Below are 22,229 nucleotides of genomic sequence, written 5' to 3' on the forward strand. Positions count from 1 at the left end.
CCATCCGCCTCGACTTTGGCGACGGCTCTGTCCTCACCTTCACCCAGCTGGAGGACGGCGTGCGCGCGGAGTTCACGCAGCCGCAGGGCCGCGACTATAAATACGACCTCGACGCCGCCGGCTCCGCCGCCAACGGCATGATGCTGCGCCTGAAGGAGATATTGGAACTGACCGCTGAAGAAGGCCCCTGACGGGGCCTTCTCCTGTTGCGGGGCGCGGCGGATGGTGCTATAATCGGGAAAAAGCCAGGAGGTAGATATATGGTCCGCGAGATACTGCTGCTGGGCGACGAGCGCCTGGTCGTGGCTCGATTCTATGGCACGCTCAGCAAGGGCCTCGGCCTCCATGATATTTGGCGTGATGACCGTGGCGAGGGGGAGAAGACGGGAGGTGAGCGCCTCAACGGCACCCTCGTCGATGAGGCGGGCACCCGAGGTCGCGACCATCACGGGGTCGACGACGATGTTCTTCGCGCCCCAATGCTCGAGGCGCTCGGCGATGGTTTCGATGATCGCTGCGGAAGAAACCATGCCGATCTTCACCGCCGCGGGCGGGATATCCTCGAAGACAGCGTCGATTTCCTGCGCGACGAATTCCGGCGTCGCCTCGAGAACGGCGCGCACGCCCGTGGTGTTCTGCGCAGTGAGTGCGGTAATGGCCGTCTCGGCAAAGAGGTGGTGCGCCGCGATGGTCTTAATGTCTGCTTGGATGCCCGCGCCACCGCTCGAATCCGAGCCCGCAATCGAGAGCACGGCGGGAATGGTCTTGCTTGTCATGTGTGCCTCGCTTTCAATTCTGGCCGCCTCATCGCTGCGCGAACTGCGCGCGGGACGATAGGCCGAGGCGGCCGGACTACATCAATCGTTCTCGTACCCATTCCAAGCAAGGTGCCCATGGAAAAAGAAAAAAGCTGCAGCCGTTCCATCTCAAGCACCCCTGGCGGACGGTGGTCGCGGCACCGCGCTCGCCCTGGCCTTGGAGAAGATAAACGATATGAGTCGGGGCGGCTATATCGTCCCGTGCGCAGTTCGCGTCAGCGCTGTTTGAGCACGGGATGATATAGCTGCCCCGACCTCCGGAGAGATTTACTCCGCGTCCAGGTCGATCGTGGTGCCCTCGAACACCTTGTTCACCGTGCGCACCGCGCACATCTTCCCGCACATGGTGCAGGTGCCCTCGGTCGAGGCGGGGGAGGCCTCGTAGCGCGCCTTCGAGGTCACGGGATCGAGTGCGTACTGCCACATCTCGTCCCATGCCAGGCGGCGGCGGGCGTCGCCCATGCGGTTGTCGGCCTCCTGCGCACCGGGCACGCCCTTGGCGATGTCGGCCGCGTGCGCGGCGATGCGGGTGGCGATGAGGCCGTCGAGCACGTCTTTCGCGTCTGGCAGGCACAGATGCTCGGCAGGCGTCACATAGCACAGGAAGTCCGCGCCAGCGCTCGCACTGATGGCGCCACCGATCGCCGCGGTGATGTGGTCGTAGCCTACCCCGATGTCTGTGACGAGCGGCCCCAGCACATAGTAGGGCGCACCGTGGCAGAGGCTCTTCTCCAGGCGCACATTCGCCTCGATCTCGTTGATGGGCATGTGGCCGGGGCCTTCGATCATGACCTGCACGCCGGCGTCCCATGCGCGCTTCGTAAGCTTGCCGAGCTCGATCATCTCGGCCGTTTCCACCGCGTCGTTTGCGTCATAGAGACAGCCCGGTCGGCACGAGTCGCCGAGCGAGATGGTCACGTCGTACTCGTGGCAGATCTTCAGAATCTCGTCGTAGTACTCGTAGAACGGGTTCTCGTTGCCGGTGACCTCCATCCAGCCGAAGAGGAGCGATCCGCCGCGGCTCACGATGTTCATGAGTCGGCCGGTCTCCTTGAACGTCTTCACGACGCTCTTGTTGATGCCGCAGTGGATGGTGAGGAAGTCCACGCCGTCCTCCGCGTGCGCGCGCGTGACTTCCAGCAAGTCGTCGACGGTGAGCTTGATGAGCGGTTTCTCCATGTAGCCAATCGCGTCGTACATGGGCACGGTGCCCACCATGAGCGGGGTTTTCTGGACGAGTTCCTGGCGGAAGAAGCGCGTCTTGCCGGAGTTGGAGAGATCCATGATAGCGTCGGCGCCGAATTGCTCGGCGGTGTGGACCTTCTCCCATTCCACGTCGGCGTTCGCGACGTCGCCCGAGATGCCCAAGTTCACGTTCACCTTGGTGGAAAGGCCTTCGCCCACGCCGCGCGGTTCGAGCCCCATCTCGAGGTGGCGGATGTTCGCCGGGATGGCGATGCGCCCGGCGGCGACGCCGGCGCGGATGAACTCTGGGTCGCGGTGCTCGCGCTCGGCGACGGCGCGCATGGCCGGCGTGATGACGCCTGCACGCGCGAAGTCGAGCTGCGTGACGCAAGGGCTGCCGTCCGGGCGCAGGGGAGTGGCGGCTGAGGCCTCGGCGGCGGTGCTGATTGTGGTTGGGTTCTGCGATGCATCCATGATGCGGCTCCCTTCGTTGGCATTACCCATGTCAGGTTCTGCGGGTCGGGGCGGGCGCGCCCCCTCTCAGCCTGCCGTTCGCGTCGCGAGTCGTCGTTGCTCGCTCGCGCTGCCTGCAAGCTCCCCGTATGTCGGTAGCATTATAGCGTGCCGAACAGTGCGTCGAGGATACCGGCAAGGCAAAACCGCAACACGAGCGGCGTGCAAGGCTGATTTCGAGCTCTCGCATGCCGCTCGTGTTACGGTTTTGATTTCCGACATCGCGGTGTCAATCTTGCATCGTCGGCTCGGTCAGGCGTGATGCCCTTTATGTGTCGAGTTGTCTCACGTTCTGCCATTATGTAAAGATGCTCAAGCTAGGCATCGCCGCGTACATGCATGGCAGGCAGACGGAGTTGCTTCCCGAGCCCATATCGAAGCAGCCGCATGGGATAGTCCTCCACAGGAGCGGTTTCTCGGAAAGCGGGTTCGTCGACTACGCGAGGAGTCGCCATCAGTTCATTCCGAAGACACACGTTGACGAGTTTTGGGGCAGTGGCATTCTGACTGGTAATCAAACCCCCCCCACGCATCGTCATCTTCCCGTCCTTACCCGTTGAGAAGCAAGTGATGCCAGTCCGACAAGCACGTTGAATCCAACCATGCCGGTGAAGCAGGCAGCCCAATACGGCACGGTGTCGATAAGCGACTGCCAATCACCCTCTTGTACGCCCATCGCAATGGATCATACGTTACATACAATAGAAACCGAACAAAGAGCCAAGCTAATTTAATATGCAAATGCCAGACGATTTCTTGGCCATCTGTTGCGACCGGCAAAACATGCAATCGTCAACGCGGCTGAAACAAGACCAAGGGCGACCCCTAAATAGATTAGAAAGTCACACATATAACAGGCCTCCAATCGCTGTTGGTCTGAACCAATACCGAACAGTACCGGGTAAAAATAGATTTCCCTTATTAAGAAAGCCTTAATCGCTAGGCGGTAGTTGATATGCGTAAAAGGCCCATATGCCGCAATAGACGGTATCTCTGGTTTTGGAGCGGCGGCATTCTAGCTGGCAATCAAACCGCCTTCGCCGAGCAACAGATTTTGTCTAACGAAAATATCGACAACCCATTACGCGTGAAAAACTTCATCCTGTGTTCAATGCGCCCAGACAGCAGCGGAGTTCATGCCTGAGTGAAGGGGGTGCTATCGTCCCATCCGGTGGCAGTACTTTCAGTTTTAGCGAGGTAGCTTAATAGAAAAGAACTCAATGCGATCGACGGGCTCGCTCTGCTGCTCAAGTAAAAAGGGGCGAAGGGCTCTTAGCAAGTCAGGAAGCCTCCTGAGCACCGCCTGAAGGCATTGTTGGCCAAAGCTCTTTTTTCTGGTAATCAAGCAGGCTGCTATTGCTATGAGCGTCCCCAGGAAGGACGCCAGAAACAAGCATCTTGCCTCCCATCTGGTACAATGATGCGGAGGTGTGGGGCGTTAATCCCGCGCCCTCCGCTTACCGCCGCTTGAAGTGCTTTCCCTGTGACTTGGTGCGCTTCTCGCGGCTCTTTCGTATGGCGGCTTTCAGCGCCTCGTTGCGCGGACTTACCTCAGGGGCGTCTCTACCTGAACCAGCCGAGCCTACCCCGGTATGACATCATCCTCCTACCGATAAACCGAATAATTCATCCGTTTAGCGAAAAAAATGAATTATTTGACTTATTGGCGGAAGGCTATGGCATGATTGCGTTGAAGGCCTTCGTACCAACGATCTCTAGTATTGAGAGGTGGGTTGATGATCGTTCATTATCGCGTTGACAGCAGAGTCGTACATGGTCAGACGACCACGAAGATAACCAAGGAGCATCCGGTGGATGGCGTGATCATCGTCGATGACGAGATCGCGCAGGATACCTTTATGCAAACGGTGTTCAAAAGCGCACTTGGCTCGCTTCGCCTCTTGGCATTCACCGAGGAACGAGCCTCGGTGAAGCTTCCCGAAGCCGTCCAGTCCAAGAAGAGCTACATGGTCATCTTCAAGACTACGAGGGCTGCGCGAAACCTTGTTGAGCGCGGCTTCTCATTCACTGGCGTCCTGAACATCGGTCCGCAGCCCAACGTGGAGGGGGCTATGCTCATCGAGAAGATGCTCTACCTCACGCCGGATCAGATCGACGACCTGAACGTTCTGGAAGCGCATGGAACCGAGCTGATCATTAACCCTGCATTCACCACGCCTAATCTCACGTGGGCGAATGCCAAGTCGAAAGCGGGTGTGCATTCATGACCTACTTCGTTCAAGTACTGCTCGTTGCAGTTCTGTATTATCTGACCGATACGTTCGCCTCGTTCGGCGGCATGGTGTTCGGTCGCTATACCTGCCAGCGTCCGCTGGTGGGCGGCCTCTTGGTCGGCTTGATCTTCGGCGACCTCCAGAAGGGCCTCGAGCTGGGCATCGCCTTCCAGCTCGCGTATATGGGCGCCTTTGCGGTGGGTGGCGCTGTGACGATCGACGTGGGCGTTGCATCCTATCCCATCATGGCGCTCTCCATTATTAACGGTCTCGACACCGGCACCGCACTCGCGCTCGCCGCTCCCGTCTCGGTGCTCACCGCGAACCTCGTGCATGTGATGCGCGCGTTCAACACGTTCTGCACGAGCATCGTGCATAAGGGAATCGAAAACACGAACTACAGCACCATCTTCATGGGTAACGTGGTCCTGCCGCAGCTGTTCCTCGTCGCGAAGAACTTCTTCGTCGTGTTCGTCCTGCTCTATCTGGGCGCCGACGCGGTCGACGGGCTTCTGGCCGTCATCCCCGAGAACGTGCTGCATGCCTTAAGCCTCTTGGGAAACACGCTTCCCGCGGTGGGCATGGCCATGCTCCTCAAGTTCAACATCTCCGGCAACTGGATGTTCATCTTCTTCGTCCTCGGCTTCATGATGCTGTCGGTCATGGGCATGAGCTTCATTGCCATCGGCATCGTTGCCGCTGCGATCGGTTTCTTCTACTACCTCATTGAAAAGAACGGCCAACCCCAGGTCGCAGGTGCCGCTGTGGCCGCCGACGATGACGAGGAGCTGTAACATGAGCGAGAATGCTATCCAGGAAACGACCGCCACGAACGCCGAGCCCCTGTCGCAAAAAGAGCTCAACGCGCTGTTCTGGCGCTATCAACTGCAGTACCTCTACTGCTGCAACCTTGAGAACTGGCACGGCAACTGCTACGCCTACGATATGATCCCCCTGTACAAGAAATACTACGATGCAGAAGGTCAGAAGCAGGGCATGCTCCGCATGATTGACTTCATCAACACCGAGCAGACCACTGCGAGTGTGCTCTGGGGCATTCTTGTGGGCATGGAGGAGCAGAAGGCGCTCGGTGCCGACGTGGACGACGACATGATCCGTACGGTCAAGTCATCCCTCATGGGGCCTCTAGCGGGCATCGGCGACAGCCTCATCCAGGCAACGGTGCTCCCGCTGCTCACCACCATCGCCATCTCGCTTACGGGCACCGGCCCCTACAGCCCGCTCGGCGTCATCGCGTTCATCATCGCGACGCCGATCTTCTGTGGGTCTACGCGCGCTTCCTGTTCAACAAGGGCTATGAGCTCGGCAAGGACGCCATCACCATGCTCATGGGCTCGGCGATCGAGAACATCAAGGTCGCCGTTCAGCTCTTCGGCATCGTGATCATCGGCGCCCTCTCCGCGAGCTATGTGAAGCTCACCACGCCGTTGCAGTTCGCCGCCTCGGCCGATGCCGACCCAGTCGTCTTGCAGTCGGTCATTGACGGCGTGTTCCCCAACGTGTTGAGCCTCCTGCTTGTGGTGGGATGCTGGTACCTCGTCGCCAAGAAGGGCGTTTCGGTCACGAAGATGATTTTCGGTCTCATGGCTGCCGTGCTCGTGCTCGGCCTTGTGGGAATCCTGTAGGATGAGCGATGATGCGCATTTATCATATCGATCCCCTCTACAAGTCGTTTATCTGGGCGGGCAGGAAGCTCATCGACCGCTTCGGGATCGATACCGACCTGCCCACCGTGGGAACCATCTACTGCGCCATCGCGCTGCCCGGCGAGTTGGACAACATCGTTCGCGAGACAGGCGAGCCGCTCTCGACGTTCTACGAGAAACATCGCGAGCTCTTCGCCTGCTCGGACGAGGTCTTTCCCGTCCGCATGACCATCACGTGCAACGAAGGCTTCCAGTCCTACCAGCTGCATCCCGACGACGCCTATGCGTTCGTGCATGAGGGCTGCCGGGGGAAAGTATCGGGCGCGGTGACGCTCGATGACGAGGGTAGGACGGCCACGTGGCTGTTCGGTCACAAGGTTGGCTCGTTGGAGGAGTTCAAAGAGTGCGTGGAGCAGCAGGACTGGGGTCGGCTGTTCGGGACGATCGAGGTGCGAGACGGTGACTACGTCCACACGCCTGCCGGCGTGATCCATGGCGGTAAGGGTGCTGGTGCGATTTCGGCTACGTTCGGGACCAACAGCGATATCACGTATCGGTTCTTCGACGAGGGTCGCAATGATCCCGACCGCCCGCTCGCCTTGGACGATGTCTACGCATGCGTGCATTTTCCCGAGGTTCCGTTCTGTGTCGAGCCCCCGCAGCCTGTCGTGCTACCGGGGATGAAGCTCATCACCTATCACGACGTCGACGGCGAATACGTCGCCCTTCGCTTGCAGGTCGAGGAGAAGGCTTCCTACGAGTATGATTCCTTCCTCTTCATCACTTGCGTGCGCGGGTCGGGGAGTATCGACGGCGTCTCGCTCGGGCTCGGGGAGACCCTTTTGGTGCCGGCGGGCTACGGCGCGTTCGAGCTCGCAGGGCCCATGGACTGCATCGCCATCTCCTATCACGAAAAGGAGGCGTAGGCCATGGAGCCTGAACGGGTCGTGATCGTGGGTGCCGGCCAGACCGGGCGCGGGATGTTCGGCGCCCTCTTCTTCGAAGAAGGGGGTTACCGCATCACCTTTGCGGACACCGACTCGCGGCTCATGGACGGCTTGCGCGAGCAGGGGTACTACACGGTCGAGGAGAAGGATCTGCTCTCGGGCGACGTGAGGCGCGTGCGCGTCTCGGGTTTCGAGTGCGTTGACGTCCACGACCGCGATGCGTACCTCGATGCCCTCGCACGCGCCTCCTACATCGCGACCGCGGTCTTCCCCGAATCGTTCGAGGACGTCGCCTCGGTGCTTGCCGATATGGTGCGCGTTCGTATGGAGCGGGGGATAGACGCGCCGGTGGCTGTCATCTTGGGAGGAAATTTCGTCGGGCTTCGAGCGTATTTCCAGAAGGCGATCGAAGACGCGCTCTCCGATGCGGAGCGTGCCTTCGCCGCCGCGCACATGGCGCTCGCGACCTCGAAGGCGAATCGCAAGGTGGTGAACGCGGGCACGGTCGATGGCGACCGGTTTGCGCTCACCGGCGACAACAAATCGGTGCTGCCCGTCGAGGATCGCCTTCCCTTCGGGGCGGGACATCGGTGTCCGTCGTTTTTCCAGCTCGATTCGAACGTCGAGCTCAGCATGATCGAGAAGATCTGGAGTGAGAATCTCATCCACTGCTCGCTCGGCTTCATGGGGGCGTGCGCGGGGTACGAGACGGTGAACGAGGCGATTGAGGACGAGCGCATCGGCTCCCTGGCGCTCTATGCGTGGCACGAGGGCCGGCGCGCGCTCGACTCCGCCTATGGCATCCCCATCCCCGATGAAGCGGCCATCAAGGTCATGATGGAGAAGTTCGATACCCCGTTCTTCCACGACCGCATCGCGCGGATCGTGCGCCAGCCCAAGCGCAAGCTCAAGAAGGGCGATCGGTTCCTGGGGCCGGCGATCCTGTGCATCAAGGAGGGAATCGTTCCCTACTTCATCGTACGCGCTGCCGCCCACGGCTTCTGCTACACAGACGAGCAGGAACCGGAGTCCGTCGAGATCGCGCGCCTGATCGAGAACGAGGGGGTCGATGAGGCCGTCCGCATCGTGTGTGACCTCGACCTTTCGGTTGTAGAAGAGCGGATCGCGCACGAGATGCTCGTCGACGCGGTTCGCGAGGTCGCATGCCCTAGGTGGATGCCTCCTGCGCTGCGCTAGCTCACGGCAGGCCGCTTTACATCTTGGCGTATCACGGGCACCCCGGCAGCATGGCTTCGGGGCGCCCGTTGCCTAGTTATTGCGTGGTTATCCAGCATGCGACGTCGCTTTGTGCCGGTTGCTTCGGATATAGTGGAGCGTGGCTCAACGATTTTTTGCTGCGAGGATGAACGATGTTTTCCACCAAAGTCAACAGCCTGTATACCAAGCTCACCATGACCGAGAAGAAGATTGCCGACTACCTCATTATCAACGGCGGCGATGTAGATGGCGTGACCTCGTATGAGCTGGCTGAACGGTTGGGCATCGGGCAGGCGACAGTCGTTCGGTTCTCCAAGAAGCTCGGATACCGCATGTTCGGCGAGATGATCGACGATGCGAAGAACTCCGTGGGGGAGTCTTCCACCGAGATCCAGGAGAGCGATACGGCGTCCGACATTTTGGAGAAGCTCGGTCAGCGCACCTGCGACATCATCCAGAGCATCCGTCAGAGCAACGATGCCGAGTGCTTCGTGCGCGCGGCGAAGCTGATTGACGGCGCCAAGAACATCGTCTGCTACGGCTACACCACAAGCAACCTCTTCGCGAGCTATCTTTCAGAGCTGCTCATCGAGATCGGCAAGGGCGCGCTGTGCGAAGACAACTCCATCCTCACCAAGCGGCGCGTGTTCCAGCTCGATCCGCAGCGCGACGTGGTGGTCATCGTATCGAAGTCGGGCGAGAAATCTGAGCCGGTCGGCATCGCGGAGTATGCACGCAGCAGGGGAGTCCCCGTCATCGCAATCTCCAACGCAGGCAAGAACCCGCTGGTAGAGGCTTCAGACGTGCACCTCAAGGTACTCGAGATCAGCGACCGATCGTCGCCCGCGGCCTCGATGGGAACGGATGCGGGGCTCGTTTACGTTGTCGAGACGCTCGCCGCCTGCGTGTTCCAATGCAACCAGAAGCTCTACCGCAGGCAGTACGGCAACAACATCGTCGCAGCATTCTCCGAGCGCAAGTAGTCCACGGGCCGGCGGTTTCGATTCCGGCTCCGCCGGCGCGGAACGCGTTCTCCTCGCTCTGCTTACCTTGCCTTTACGCAACCTGATAATTCCGATGGGAAAATGGGGCAGTGTAAGACAGATGCGAGGAGGCTCGATATGAGCGTTGACCATGCCAGCTGGAGCTTGCCGTTCGACAAAACGCTTGCCACGAATATGTTCCGCGCCGAGAGCGACCGGTACAACAGGAAGGTGGGCATCGTCTCGACCATTCTGCTCGGCGGACTCGCTATCGCATATATCTGCGCACTTGTGTGGTCTGCCAAAACGGGCACCTCGCTCGACGTATCGGGCAATCCGTATCTGTACGCAGTCGTGCTCGTGGGTGTCGCCGTGCTCGCCGTGTTCGTGGCGGTGCGCCCGGGAAGCGCGACGGCGTTCCGCAACCGCGTGGCGATTCGCCAGCTCACCAAGCAATACGGCGGACGAGGTTTCGTCGTAGAGACCGAGGAGGCGGGGCTGCGATGCCGCATCGGAGACGATGAGCTTTCCGTTCCGTATGCTGCGATAACAAGATCCGCCATCGTGGATGGGGTGACCTGGCTCACCACGGCAGACGACCGCGATTCCTCGGTGCTCTACAACTTCATGGGAATCAACTGGGCGCTGCGCGAGACGGGCTCCCTTTCGATTCCCGTCCCCAATGAGGTGCTGGCACAGCACCGGTCGCTCGTCGCCGATGTGCTCGCGGTGGGGAAAGACCAGCGCGCAGGCCTCAAGCAAGGTAGCGCCGCCACGATGAAGCTGCTATCCGAATTCATCGGCGAGGAAGCGGAAGCATGACGGAGGCGATACTCGGGCTTCTCGGTCTGGCGGCCGTGTATGTAGCGTTTTTTCTGGGTCCAATGATTGCCGTGTACGGGGCGCGGCGCGCGCTCGCGCTCGAGCGGGGGATGATTCGCACACTGATACTGGCCTTTGTTGCCGCCTCATTCGTCCTGGCGATGTGCGGCGCCTTCTCGGCGCTCATGTTCTGGCTCGACGCGACGTGGCCGCTCGTGTTCGCGAGCATCGTCGCCGGAATCGCTTCCTATGCGATCGCGGTCGTGGCGCGGCGGTTGTGAGGTCGAGACCGAAGGTTTGACGGCGGTGACAGTGGCTGTCTTGGCGAGCGTTGCTCGATTATGGGATTTCTCGCAAGGCTCGCATGAATGCGGTGTAGGGAGATGGCGCGGCAGGCGCTCAGATGGCACAATGGTGCGTCGGATAACCTGACGTAAACGCGAGGGGGACGTGCTATGGCAGACGCAGAGGAGCTGTATTCGCTCGACGGAACTATCAGAGGCGCCGCGCCTGGCGGCATCGAAGAGGTCGAGGGTCGCATCGAGCGGCGCATTGCCTATTTCGAGCAACATGCGCCGATCCCGGTCGAGGTTCCTGCGACACCCGGCCCTGCTGGCCATGAGACGTTCGGCTGGATCGATTTCGGTCACCTGCCCAACACGCGCGATCTGGGCGGTCTCGTGGGCGCGGACGGGCGCACCGTCAAACGCGGCCTCTTGCTGCGCTCCGGCGCGCTTGGCTTCGGCAGCGACGAGGACCTCAGCCGCTTGCGCGACGAATACCATCTGAACCTCGTCGTCGACCTGCGCAACGTCGAGGAGCTTATCGAGATTCCCGATCCCATGGACGCCTTTCCCGGGGCACGCTACGTGCACGCCGATATCCTTGCTCGCAGCGTCGAGGGCATCACGCAGGAGAAGGCGACGCGCGACAAGGTCATGCGCGAGCGCCGCGAGTTCGAGCGCGCTATGCGTGAAGACCAGGGCGACGGCATGGAGGTCATGTATCGCTACCTGCTGTTGAGCGAATCGGGCATGCTGGGCTACGGACGGCTCTTCCGCGAGATCCTCGAGCTCGACCATGGCGCGGCGCTCTGGCACTGCTCGGTCGGACGCGACCGCTGCGGCATCGCGTCGGTACTCGTGGAGACGGCGCTCGGCGTTTCCTGGGAAGATATCGAGTCCGATTACCTCGCGACGAACATTTTCGCGAGCGATGAGCAGTCGTTCTCGTACCCGGCCGTCATGCGCGCGCTCTACGCCGCCCGCGATGGTGTGGTGGAGCAGTACGGCAGCCTCATGGGCTACATCAACGCTGCGCTCGGGATCACCCCTACCGAGGTCGAGGAGCTGCGCGCTCGGTATCTGGCGTAGGGTCATTGCCGCCGTTCCGTTTCCGCCTCCTTTTGTTGAGTTGTCCTCTACCTCACTGCGTCGACATATTTCGACACTTTTTTGCTTTGGAAGCGGAAAAGTGTCGAAATATGTCGACGCAGTGCATGTGTGCTCGCAGGGCGAACGGCTGAGTAACGGTGAGGGGAACGGTCGGCCGTAGTCAGGCGCGCAGAAAGACGAGCCTCGAGGCACGCCCGCCGTGTTCGGAAAGCTCCGGCGCTAAGCGATAGCCCACGTTGAAGGCAGTGAGTTCGGCAGCGTCTGCGCAGCTGCGCTCTGCCATCCAGCGCACCATGGAGCCGCGTGCGATCTTCGATGCCGTCGCCCGCTGCACGGCCTTGCCGTCGCGGAGCTCCTCGCCAAAGATGCAGGTAATGATCTGCGTGTCCGAGCTCAAGTGTGGCAGCACGGCCTTGGCGTACTCGACGCTCGCGAGGTTCACCACCGTCTGCCCGCCATTGGGGACGGGGGTTATTGGCTGGTGCGCGGTGATCGTCCGCGCGATGCGGTCGCCCCAAAACGCATAGAGGTCGCGCGCTCCGTCGACGGCGAGGCGCGCGCCCATCTCCAAGCGATAGGGCTCGACGGCGTCGAACGGCCGCACGCACCCATAGAAGCCGGACACAATCCACAGATGCTCTTGCAGCCAGGTGAGTGCGTCGAGGTCGAGCACCTCGGGAGCAAGGCTGCGGTACTGGATGCCCACGTAGGAGAAGACGGCAGGGGAGACGAGCGTCGCGATGGCAGGGTCGTCGAGGACTGCCTCATCGCGCACGGCCTCGAAGCGGTCGAGCAGCTCCATGTTTTGGGCAAGCAGGGCGTCGTTCACGTTCCAAAGCCTGCGGAGCCCTTCCGCGCCTTCGTTTCGCTCGATGCGACGGAGCTCGTGGAAGAGTTGCTCCGTTTGCTCGGGAAACGGCGGGATACCGCGCGGTGCGAACGAATCGCGCGCGACGCGCATCTGCTTGGCGGGGGAGATGATGACCTGGAGCATGGCGTTCTTTCGATGAGTCGATAGGTCGAATCAGGGGGGGCATGGCGTTGCTAGACCTGAGTCCGATTGTCTCATAGTGAGTCACATGAATCAGCCAAAAGGGACAGGCGCATGTTGAATGACTCAAAACAACCCCGTCCCCAAATGAGTCAAATGAGTCAAATGACTCAAAACGACCCCGTCCCCAAATGAGTCACCGTGGGGCGTAGTGGAACAGTTTCCATAGCATCGACCGTTCGCCGAATGGTGAACGGTGAACGGTGATACGTCTGCCGTGAACGGTATTTTTGGAAACGTTTCATTCCAAAGTTTTACAAGCGTGCAATAATGCAAGTGGAAGAGATTGGAAACGTTTCCAATTTCAGATGACAACGTGAGGAGGAAGTCATCATGCTTAATCGTCGTCAGTTCATCACGGCCGGTCTCGGTGCCACGGCAAGCGTCGCTGCGTTGGCTGGTTGCTCGGGTGGCGGCACCTCTGCGGGCGGCTCCGGCAGCGCTCCCGCGGGCGGCACGGGCAAGGTTTACTACCTGAACTTCAAGCCCGAGCAGGATCCCCAGTGGCAGGAGCTCGCCAAGGTCTACACCGAGGAGACGGGCGTCGAGGTAACCGTCAGCACCGCCGCTTCCGGTCAGTACGAGACCACCCTCAAGTCCGAGATGGCCAAGACCGACGCGCCGACCCTCTTCCAGGTGAACGGCCCTGTGGGTCTCGCCAACTGGGTCGACTACTGCTACGACCTCGATGGCACGGACGTCATGAGCACCCTCACCAACGACGCCTACGCGCTTAAGGGCGAGGACGACAAGACGAAGGGCGTCGCCTACGTCATCGAGTCTTACGGCATCATCTACAACAAGGATCTGCTCGAGCAGTCCGGCCACACCGCGGACGAGATCACCAACTTCGAGGGTCTGAAGGCCGTCGTCGAGGACATCACTGCCCGCAAGGACGAGCTCGGCTTCTCCGCCTTCACCTCCGCCGGTATGGACTCCAGCTCCGACTGGCGCTTCAAGACCCACCTGGCGAACCTGCCCATCTATTATGAGTACAAGGAGAGGGGTATCGACTCCACGGATGCTATCGAGGGCCTCTATCTCGATAACTACCGCCAGATCTGGGATCTCTACATCAACAACGCGACGTGCGAGCCGACCCTGCTCTCCACGAAGACCGCCGACGACGCCACCGCCGAGTTCACGACCGGCCAGGCCGTCTTCTATCAGAACGGCACCTGGGAGTATGCGAACGTCGTCGCCGAGGGCAGCGTCGTGAATGACGACAACCTCGGCCTCCTGCCGATCTACATCGGCGTCGAGGGCGAAGAGGACCAGGGCATCTGCACGGGCTCCGAGAACTACTGGTGCGTGAACAAGAACGCCTCTGAGGACGACATCAAGGCGACGCTCGACTTCATCAACTGGTGCGTGACCTCCGAGACTGGCACGACCGCCATGTGCGGCTCCGAGGGCGCCATGCCTTCCGGTGAGGCCGGCATGGGCTTCGTGATTCCGTTCGAGGGCAACCAGCCGTCCAACAACGTCCTGAACAAGCTCGCGGACGAGATTAACGCCGAGAAGACCCCGGTCTCCTGGAACTTCTCCACCATGCCTTCCGAGGAGTGGAAGAACGGCGTCGGCTCCGCGCTCACCACGTACGCGGCCGATCAGACCGATGGCAACTGGGACGGCGTCGTGACCGCGTTCGTCGATGGTTGGGCGACCGAGGCCGCCGCTTCCAAGGCGTAAGCATCCCGCAGCTCGACGAGGGCTCGCCCCGTCGGATCTGTTGAACCCCTAAGGTCGGCGGGCGGGTTTCCAACCCGTCCGCCGTCGTTTTTTGCAAGGGAGGTTAGCTATGGAGAAAACCATCCGCAAGTACTGGCCAGTCTTTCTGGTGCCCACACTCGCGGCGTTCGTCATCGGCTTCATTGTGCCGTTCATCATGGGCGTGTGGCTGTCGTTCTGCGACTTCACCACCGTGGTCGATGCCGAATTCAACGGCATCACGAACTATGTGCGCGCCCTTCAGGACACCGTCTTCCAGCATGCGTTCTGGTTCACGGCGCTCTTCGCGGTCGTATCGCTTCTGGTGATCAACGTCATCGCCTTCGCGCTCGCACTTGCGCTCACGCAGAAGATGCGCGGCACCAACCTCTTCCGCACCATCTTCTTCATGCCGAACCTCATCGGCGGCATCGTGCTCGGCTATATCTGGCAGCTCATCTTCAACGGCATCCTCGCCCAGTACAGCCAGGCGATTAACCTGAACGAATGGTACGGCTTCGCCGGTCTCGTCATCCTCGTGGCATGGCAGCAGATCGGCTACATGATGATCATCTACATCGCCGGGCTCCAGTCCATCCCCACCGATGTCCTCGAGGCCGCCGAGGTCGACGGCGCAGGCCCCTGGCAGCGCTTGAAGAGCGTCATCATCCCCATGATGATGCCCTCGATCACCATCTGCACGTTCCTCTCGATCACCAACGGCTTCAAGCTCTTCGACCAGAACCTCTCGCTCACCGCGGGCGAGCCGTCGAAGATGTCCGAGCTTTTGGCGCTCAACATCTATAACACGTTCTACGGCCGCGTGGGCTGGGAGGGTGTCGGCCAGGCGAAGGCGGTCATCTTCTGTCTCGTCGTCGTGGCGATCGGCCTTATCCAGCTGCGCGTGACGCGCTCGAGGGAGGTGCAGGCATAAATGAAGCAGAAGAAGCTTTTGAGCACCATCGGGACCGTGTTCTTCACCATCCTGTGCTTCACCTGGGTGCTGCCTGTGCTCATCGTGCTCATGGACTCGTTCAAGAGCCGTACGTTCATCAGCCTGCAGCCGTTTAACTTCCCCACGGAGCTGACGTTCGTGGGGCTCGAGAACTACATGCAGGCCATCGATTACTACGGATTCCTCGACGCCGTGGGCTGGACGGTCTTCATCACCGTGGGCTCCGTCCTCGTGATCCTCATCTGCTGCTCGATGTGCGCATGGTTCATCACGCGCGTGGCGAACCGCTTCACGAAGGGCGTGTACCTTCTGTGCGTGCTCTCCATGGTCGTGCCGTTCCAGATGGTCATGTTCACGCTCTCGCTCGTGGCTGACCGTCTGGGTCTCTCCACGCCTTGGGGCATCATCATCGTGTACCTGGGCTTCGGCGCGGGGCTCGCGGTCTTCATGTTCTGCGGCTTCGTGAAGTCCATCCCCATCGAGATCGAGGAGGCGGCGCTCATCGACGGGTGCTCTCCCATCCGCACGTTCTTCAACGTGGTGCTGCCCATCATGAAGCCCACCTACATCTCGGTGGCGATTCTGCAGGCCATGTGGATCTGGAACGACTTCCTGCTGCCGTACCTCGTGCTCGATACCACCGAGTACAAGACGATCTCTATCGTGATTCAGTTCATGAAGGGATCGTACGGCCGCGTGGACATGGGCGCCATCATGGCAGCGCTCATCATGGCGGTCATCCCGGTCGTCATCTTCTACCTGCTGTGCCAGAAGCACATCATCAAGGGTGTCGCTGCCGGCGCGGTGAAGGGCTAGGTTACCGGGCGAGCGGTTAAGGCGAGGCGCATCATGGACATCCGCGACATAGCACGGCTTTCGGGCTATAGCCTGGGGACGGTCTCGCGCGTGCTCAACGGTCATCCCAATGTGAGCGAGCGCGCGCGGGAGCGGGTGCTTTCGGTTGTCGAAGAGGTCGGCTACGAGCCCAACTCGAACGCGCGTTACCTCAAGATGCAGTCGCACCTGTCGATCGCCGTCTTCGTGAAGGGCTCGCGGAACATGCTCTTCGCCGACATCCTCGAGCGGGTGCAGGCGCTTTTGCGCGAGGCGGAAGAGCAGCCGGACGTGGTGTACCTTGGCGAAGACGATAACGAGGTCGAGGCCGCGCTTCGCTACGAGCGCCTGCGGCACCCCAAGGGCATCGTGTTTTTGGGCGGCGACCCGGCCTACTTCAAGGCGGCGTTCAGCCATATCAGCGTGCCGGCGGTGCTCGTCACGAACACGGCGGCGGGGCTTGGCTTCAAGAACCTGTCGAGTGTGTCGACGAACGACGTCGCTGCCGCGCGCGAGCTCATGGAGTACCTGTACGGCGCCGGGCACCGCAGGATCGGCATCATCGGCGGCGAGCGGTCGCTCTCCCAGGTGGGCGGCAGGCGCCTGCATGGTGCCGAGGAGGCGCTGCGTGCGCACGGGATCGAGTTCGATTACGAGCGAGATTTCGAGCCGTGCCACTTCTCCATGGAGGAGGGCTACGACGCAGCGGTGCGCCTCATCATGCGTGCACCGGATCTCACCGCCGTCTTCGCCCTTGGCGATGCCATCGCGATTGGGGCTATGCGCGCGGTGTTCGACATGGGGATGCGCATCCCCGAGGACATCTCCATCGCGGGTTTCGACGGTCTTGCCGCAGGGCAGTTTAGCGTGCCGCGTCTCACGACGATCAGGCAGGACACACGCCTGCTGGCATCGCGGAGCGTCGAGGCGCTCCTCGCGGCGCTCGCCGGTGAGGAACAGCCCGTGCGGGAGATGGTCTCGCATCAGCTGCTCAATCGCGAGAGCGTGCGAGCGGTCGAACAAGAACCTTGCCGAGTCGCATAAGCGCGGCGGCGTCTTCGTCGCGGCGCGTGACCGGTGGGTAGAGAGCGGAAACCCGGTGTCGCTGGGGGTTCCGCATTGAGAGGAGGAGAAGCATGAGAAGCGCCGGCATCTTGATGCCTGTTACCGCGCTGCCCTCGCCTTGGGGCGTAGGCACACTCGGTGCCGGGGCGCGCTCCTTCATAGATTTTCTGGTCGCATCCGGGCAATCGATCTGGCAGCTGCTGCCGATCTGCCCCACGAGCTACGGCGATTCACCATACCAGTCGTGCTCGTCGTTCGCAGGCAATCCCTATCTCATCGATCTCGATGACTTGTGTGACGAGGGATTGCTCGAGCCCGATGAGTACCAGACGATCGCGTGGGGGAGCGACCCTGCGTGCGTCGATTATGGCCTGCTGTACGAGCGGCGCTTCGGTGTGCTCCGCCATGCCGTGCGTCGTCTGCTCGATGCGCGCCGCGACGAGTTCGAAGAGTTCTGCGCGCGCGAGCACGCATGGCTCGAGGACTACGCGCTCTTCATGGCCATCAAGGGCGCGTGCGGCGGCGAGGCGCTCGGCGCATGGGACGAGCCGCTGCGTTTGCGCGACCCCGAGGCGCTCGCCGCGGCATCGGCTGAGCTCACGGACGAGGTACTCTTCTGGAAGGGCGTGCAGTGCTTGTTCTTCGGTCAGTGGGAGCGTCTGCGTGCCTATGCGCACGAGCAAGGCATCCGTCTCATGGGCGACATGCCCATCTACGTGGCCGAGGACAGCGCCGACCTATGGGCGCACCCCGACCAGTTCCAGCTCGACGACGATCTGCGCCCCATCGAGGTGGCCGGCTGCCCGCCCGACGGCTTCTCTGCCACGGGACAGCTCTGGGGAAACCCGCTCTTCGCGTGGGACGAGATGGCCGAGGACGGCTTCAGCTGGTGGATCGAGCGGATCCGCTTCCAGCTCGGTCTATACGATATCCTGCGCATCGATCATTTCCGCGGCTTCGACTCTTACTTCGCGATTCCTGCAGGCGCCGACACGGCGGCGGGCGGGCGCTGGCGTGAGGGGCCGGGCACGGCGTTCTTCGATGCGCTCGAGCGCGAACTCGGGCAGTGTCCCATCGTGGCCGAGGATCTGGGGTTCCTTACGCCCTCGGTGTACGAGCTCCTGGAGTACACGGGCTGCCCCGGCATGAAGGTGCTGCAGTTCGCCTTCGATAGTCGTGACGGCGGCGGCAGGGTATCCCAGCCGCACAACTTCGTTAAGAACTGCGTTGCCTATGTGGGCACGCACGACAACGACACGGCGCTCGGCTGGCTCGAGACGGCCGATCCCGGCGACGTCGAGCTCGCCCGTGCCTACCTGCACCTCGATGAACGTGAGGGCGAGGGCTGGGGCATGATGCGCGCCATTTGGTCGAGCGTGGCCGACACGGCGATCGTCATGATGCAGGATCTGCTCGAGCTGGGGAGTGAGGCGCGCATCAACACGCCTTCGACCCTTGGCGGCAATTGGTGCTGGCGCGCGCTGCCAGGCTTTGCGAGCGAAGAGCTCGCGAGCCGTTTGCATCGCCAGATGGAACTCTACGAGCGGTTGCCCGAGCGGGGCTAGGCGCTCATGCAAGCACGGCGCGGTGCTCCCCGGAGTTGCTGCGCAGAGACGAATGGTCTTTGAGGAGGAAGAGATCATGGCCGAGGTGAATCTGAAGCATATCGAGAAGGTGTATCCGCACGCGGGCGGCAAGAAGCCCGCACCCAAGAAGCACGATGGCGAGAAGAAAGGGCCGAACCTCAAGGTGACGGACGAGGGCGTCGTCGCCGTCGAGGATTTCAACCTCGATATCGCCGATCACGAGTTCGTCGTGCTCGTGGGTCCTTCGGGCTGCGGCAAGTCGACGACGCTGCGCATGGTGGCCGGCCTTGAAGAGATCACCCGCGGCGAGCTTTACATCGACGGCAAACTCATGAACGACGTGGCTCCCAAGGATCGCGACATCGCCATGGTCTTTCAGAGCTACGCGCTGTACCCGCACATGACGGTGCGCGACAACATGGCATTCCCGCTGAAGCTCCGCAAGGTGGGCAAGGAGGAGCGCTATAAGAAGGTCGAGGAGGCAGCGCAGATCCTCGGTATCACGCAGTACCTCGACCGCAAGCCCAAGGAGCTTTCCGGCGGCCAGCGTCAGCGCGTGGCGATCGGCCGCGCCATCGTACGCGAGCCCAAGGTGCTGCTCATGGACGAGCCGCTCTCGAACCTCGACGCGAAGCTTCGCAACCAGATGCGCGCCGAGATTATCAAGCTGCGCGATCGCATCGACACCACGTTCATGTACGTTACGCACGATCAGACCGAGGCCATGACGCTCGGCGACCGCATCGTCGTCATGAAGGATGGCATGGTCCAGCAGATCGGCACGCCGCAAGAGGTTTACAACCACCCCAGCAACCTCTTCGTGGCTGGGTTCATCGGCACGCCGCAGATGAACTTTTACGATGCCGAGCTCGTGCGCGAGGGCGACGCCTACACCGTGCGTATCGGCGATGCGATCATCACGCCGTCGTCCGAGAAGCAGGCCGCGCTCGTCGCGAAGGGCGTGGGCTCGCAGTCCATCACGCTCGGCGTGCGTCCCGAGGACATCTCGCTCACCGACGAGGCCGAGAACGTGCTTACCGGCACCGTCGACGTGACCGAGATGATGGGTAGCTCAATCAACCTGCACGTGAGCGTGTACGGCCACGATAGCATCATCGTCGCGCAGACGACGAGCCTCGAGGGCAAGCCGCTCGTGCTGAGCCCCGGCGAGCAGATCTCGTTCTCCTTCGGCGGCGGCGCGCTGCACTTCTTCAGCAAGGAGACCGACGAGAACCTGGAGTAGGCTGGGTAACATTACCCTAGGGGTTTTTAACACGGTGCGCCGTGCCGGGCTGGTGACTGCGCGCGTGTGTTGAACATAGGTGTTCCGGGCGTTCGTCCACCGAGCGCCCGTTCCTTCCTCCGTGCTGGGAGGCTCCGTTCGCGGTGATGGCCGTGGGCGGAGCCTCCCGTCGCTTATGTGCCGCCATGTCCCACAATGCACCTGTCCCTTTTTGGGACATCCACGCTGATGTCCTAAAAGGGGACAGGTGCATTTTGGGACATGTCAGCGAAGCGTCAGCGCGTGTAGCGTTCGAGGCACATGAGGATGAAGTCGCGCATCTCGTCGCGGAACGGCGGGACGTGGCGCGGGCGTCCGATGCGCTCGAGCGCCTCAGCGATGAGCGGGTTGTGCCAGCAGCCGCTCACATATCCCACCGCATGATAGTAGATGGCGAGGATAAGCGGGTCGACATTTTTGGGCTCGATATCGATGATGTGGGGGAGTCGTTCCGTCATGGCGTCGACGAAGCTGTAGTAGCCCTTTTTGAATTCTGCAAGTCGCTCGACAGTCACGTTCGTCTCGATGATGGTGGAGAGCAGGTCGCCCAGGCGGAAATACTCCTGGTGCGCGTTGGCGATGCCCGCCCAGACCTCCGCGAGCACATCCGCGCTATAGCCGCAGTCCTCAGGAAGCGCGGCGAGGAGCGCCTGGAAGTAGGCGGTGTAGTCGTCGCCGGTGAGTAAAAGGAAGATTTCTTCCTTGGTGGTCACATATTTGTAGAGGTTGGCGCGCGACCAGCCGAGCTCTTCGGCGATGGTGGTGAGCGTGATCTCGTGATAGGGACGCGTTGCGAACTGGCGTCGTGCCGCCTCTTTGATCTCGTTGATGCGCATCGCTTTCTGCTCGTCGCTGCGCGCGCGGATGAACTCTTGCATGCTTGCCTCCAGGTACCTCACCTTGCACTATAGCATATGTGACGCATCGATGGTCAAAATGCAATATAGATAACGAGAAGAAAATTAAATACTTTACAAGTAACGCTACGTAGCTTATATTGATGCTCGACAAGTAACGCCGCGTCACTTGCAAAATGATAATTTCAGTACCAGCTACTGGAATTATCATTTGCGGAAGGGAAGACATCATGCTCGGTAACTTCACCTATCACAACCCCACCAAGCTCATCTTTGGCAAAGACGCCATGAACGCCCTCGCAACGGAGCTCGCAGCGTACGGTCCCACCGTCCAGCTCGTCTACGGCGGCGGCTCCATCAAGCGAAACGGCATCTACGACCAAGTGATTGCTGCGCTTGAGGCGGCGGGCAAGACCGTCGTCGAGGACGCGGGTGTCATGCCCAACCCCACGGTCAAGAAGCTCCACGAGGGCGTGGCCATCGCGCGCGAGAACCACGTCGACCTCATCCTCGCGGTAGGCGGCGGCTCCTGCGTCGACTACGCCAAGGCGGTGGCCGTCTCCACAAACCTGCCTGCGGACGTTGACCCCTGGCAGAAGTACTGGGTGGACTTCGACGAGCCGGCGGCCGACCTCGATGTCATCCCTGTGGGCTCGGTTCTCACGATGGTCGGTACGGGCTCGGAGATGAACTGCGGATCGGTTATCACCAACCACGAGGCCAGGATGAAGGTCGGTCACGTCTTCGCCGACGCGCGCGTGTTCCCGCGCTTTGCCGTGCTGAACCCCGAGTTCACCTACTCGCTTCCCAGGTACCAGATGGTCGCCGGCATCTTCGACATCATGAACCACATCACCGAGCAGTACTTCTCGGGCACGGACGACAACACGTCCGACTACCTCTCCGAGGGCCTCATGCGGTCGCTGGTCACCGCCAGCCGCGCCGCCGTGGCCAACCCGGAGGATTATGAGGCCCGCTCCAACATCATGTGGTGCGCCACCTGGGCGCTCAACACGCTCGTGGCCTGCGGCAAGTCCACGGACTGGGAGGTCCATATGCTCGGCCAGGCCGTCGGCGCCCACACCGACGCCACGCACGGCATGACGCT

The 22,229-nt window shown here is 61.3% G+C and carries 19 protein-coding genes, 1 pseudogene and 1 riboswitch; of the genes and pseudogenes, 16 read left to right on the top strand and 4 right to left on the bottom strand.

What is annotated here, in order from left to right; genetic code table 11:
- Both thiD and thiC read right to left on the bottom strand, forming a co-directional pair.
- The coding region (gene thiD / locus QZ079_RS02310) for a bifunctional hydroxymethylpyrimidine kinase/phosphomethylpyrimidine kinase (RefSeq protein ID WP_297034577.1) at positions 1–776 on the bottom strand (776 nt) is incomplete at its 3' end.
- A 309-nt stretch (positions 777–1,085) separates the two neighbouring features.
- Complete coding sequence (gene thiC / locus QZ079_RS02315; protein WP_297034580.1) at positions 1,086–2,477, bottom strand: phosphomethylpyrimidine synthase ThiC; 1,392 nt, start codon at positions 2,475–2,477, stop codon at positions 1,086–1,088.
- Positions 2,469–2,614: riboswitch (TPP riboswitch) on the bottom strand. (Overlaps the previous gene by 9 nt.)
- A gap of 1,638 nt (positions 2,615–4,252) precedes the next feature.
- Here thiC and QZ079_RS02320 point away from each other — a divergent pair.
- From QZ079_RS02320 to QZ079_RS02365, 9 genes and pseudogenes are all read left to right on the top strand, one after another.
- Entirely contained in the window at positions 4,253–4,744 is a 492-nt protein-coding gene (locus QZ079_RS02320) for a PTS sugar transporter subunit IIB (RefSeq protein ID WP_297034583.1), read from the top strand.
- Complete coding sequence (locus tag QZ079_RS02325; protein WP_297034586.1) at positions 4,741–5,544, top strand: PTS sugar transporter subunit IIC; 804 nt, start codon at positions 4,741–4,743, stop codon at positions 5,542–5,544. Before QZ079_RS02320 ends, QZ079_RS02325 begins: the two co-directional genes overlap by 4 nt.
- Position 5,545: 1 nt before the next feature.
- Positions 5,546–6,396: pseudogene (locus tag QZ079_RS02330) on the top strand (PTS system mannose/fructose/sorbose family transporter subunit IID).
- A gap of 8 nt (positions 6,397–6,404) precedes the next feature.
- Positions 6,405–7,343, top strand: coding sequence for a hypothetical protein (locus QZ079_RS02340; RefSeq protein ID WP_291289469.1), 939 nt, complete (start codon positions 6,405–6,407; stop codon positions 7,341–7,343).
- Positions 7,344–7,346: 3 nt separating this feature from the next.
- Positions 7,347–8,561 (top strand): hypothetical protein, encoded by a 1,215-nt coding sequence (locus tag QZ079_RS02345; RefSeq protein WP_297034595.1) that lies wholly within the window; start codon positions 7,347–7,349, stop codon positions 8,559–8,561.
- A gap of 173 nt (positions 8,562–8,734) precedes the next feature.
- The gene (locus QZ079_RS02350) at positions 8,735–9,565 is read left to right on the top strand and encodes a MurR/RpiR family transcriptional regulator (RefSeq protein WP_291289467.1); all 831 of its coding nucleotides are present in this window, start codon (positions 8,735–8,737) and stop codon (positions 9,563–9,565) included.
- 138 nt (positions 9,566–9,703) lie between these two features.
- Complete coding sequence (locus QZ079_RS02355) at positions 9,704–10,387, top strand: hypothetical protein (protein ID WP_297034599.1); 684 nt, start codon at positions 9,704–9,706, stop codon at positions 10,385–10,387.
- A complete protein-coding gene (locus QZ079_RS02360; protein ID WP_297034602.1) occupies positions 10,384–10,668 on the top strand; it encodes a hypothetical protein in 285 nt (94 codons plus the stop codon). Before QZ079_RS02355 ends, QZ079_RS02360 begins: the two co-directional genes overlap by 4 nt.
- Before the next feature lie 174 nt (positions 10,669–10,842).
- Positions 10,843–11,760, top strand: a complete 918-nt coding sequence (locus QZ079_RS02365; RefSeq protein ID WP_297034604.1) for a tyrosine-protein phosphatase — start codon at positions 10,843–10,845, stop codon at positions 11,758–11,760.
- A gap of 181 nt (positions 11,761–11,941) precedes the next feature.
- Here the strand turns inward: QZ079_RS02365 and QZ079_RS02370 are convergent, their stop codons facing one another.
- The gene (locus QZ079_RS02370) at positions 11,942–12,775 is read right to left on the bottom strand and encodes a YaaA family protein (protein WP_297034607.1); all 834 of its coding nucleotides are present in this window, start codon (positions 12,773–12,775) and stop codon (positions 11,942–11,944) included.
- 390 nt (positions 12,776–13,165) lie between these two features.
- On the opposite strand from QZ079_RS02370, the gene QZ079_RS02375 reads away from it, so the two are divergent.
- The 6 genes from QZ079_RS02375 to ugpC all read left to right on the top strand — a co-directional run bounded on the left by QZ079_RS02375 (position 13,166) and on the right by ugpC (position 20,225).
- Positions 13,166–14,524, top strand: coding sequence for an ABC transporter substrate-binding protein (locus QZ079_RS02375; protein WP_297034610.1), 1,359 nt, complete (start codon positions 13,166–13,168; stop codon positions 14,522–14,524).
- 109 nt (positions 14,525–14,633) lie between these two features.
- Entirely contained in the window at positions 14,634–15,476 is an 843-nt protein-coding gene (locus QZ079_RS02380) for a carbohydrate ABC transporter permease (protein WP_297034613.1), read from the top strand.
- Positions 15,477–16,313, top strand: a complete 837-nt coding sequence (locus QZ079_RS02385; RefSeq protein ID WP_291289460.1) for a carbohydrate ABC transporter permease — start codon at positions 15,477–15,479, stop codon at positions 16,311–16,313. It abuts the gene before it with no gap.
- Positions 16,314–16,346: 33 nt separating this feature from the next.
- Positions 16,347–17,375, top strand: coding sequence for a LacI family DNA-binding transcriptional regulator (locus QZ079_RS02390; protein WP_297034617.1), 1,029 nt, complete (start codon positions 16,347–16,349; stop codon positions 17,373–17,375).
- A 92-nt stretch (positions 17,376–17,467) separates the two neighbouring features.
- On the top strand, positions 17,468–18,961 hold the full coding sequence (malQ, locus tag QZ079_RS02395; RefSeq protein ID WP_297034620.1) for a 4-alpha-glucanotransferase: 1,494 nt from the start codon (positions 17,468–17,470) through the stop codon (positions 18,959–18,961).
- 76 nt (positions 18,962–19,037) lie between these two features.
- Positions 19,038–20,225, top strand: a complete 1,188-nt coding sequence (gene ugpC / locus QZ079_RS02400) for an ABC transporter ATP-binding protein (protein WP_297034623.1) — start codon at positions 19,038–19,040, stop codon at positions 20,223–20,225.
- A gap of 275 nt (positions 20,226–20,500) precedes the next feature.
- Here ugpC and QZ079_RS02405 read toward each other — a convergent pair whose 3' ends face one another.
- Positions 20,501–21,142 (bottom strand): TetR family transcriptional regulator, encoded by a 642-nt coding sequence (locus QZ079_RS02405; protein WP_297034624.1) that lies wholly within the window; start codon positions 21,140–21,142, stop codon positions 20,501–20,503.
- Positions 21,143–21,351: 209 nt separating this feature from the next.
- Between QZ079_RS02405 and QZ079_RS02410 the strand changes: the two genes are divergently transcribed.
- Positions 21,352–22,229 (top strand): iron-containing alcohol dehydrogenase (locus QZ079_RS02410; RefSeq protein ID WP_297034627.1); only part of this gene is annotated, 878 nt, incomplete at its 3' end.

Source organism: uncultured Enorma sp. (assembly GCA_905210055.1).
In the GTDB taxonomy this organism is placed as follows: Bacteria; Actinomycetota; Coriobacteriia; order Coriobacteriales; family Coriobacteriaceae; genus Enorma.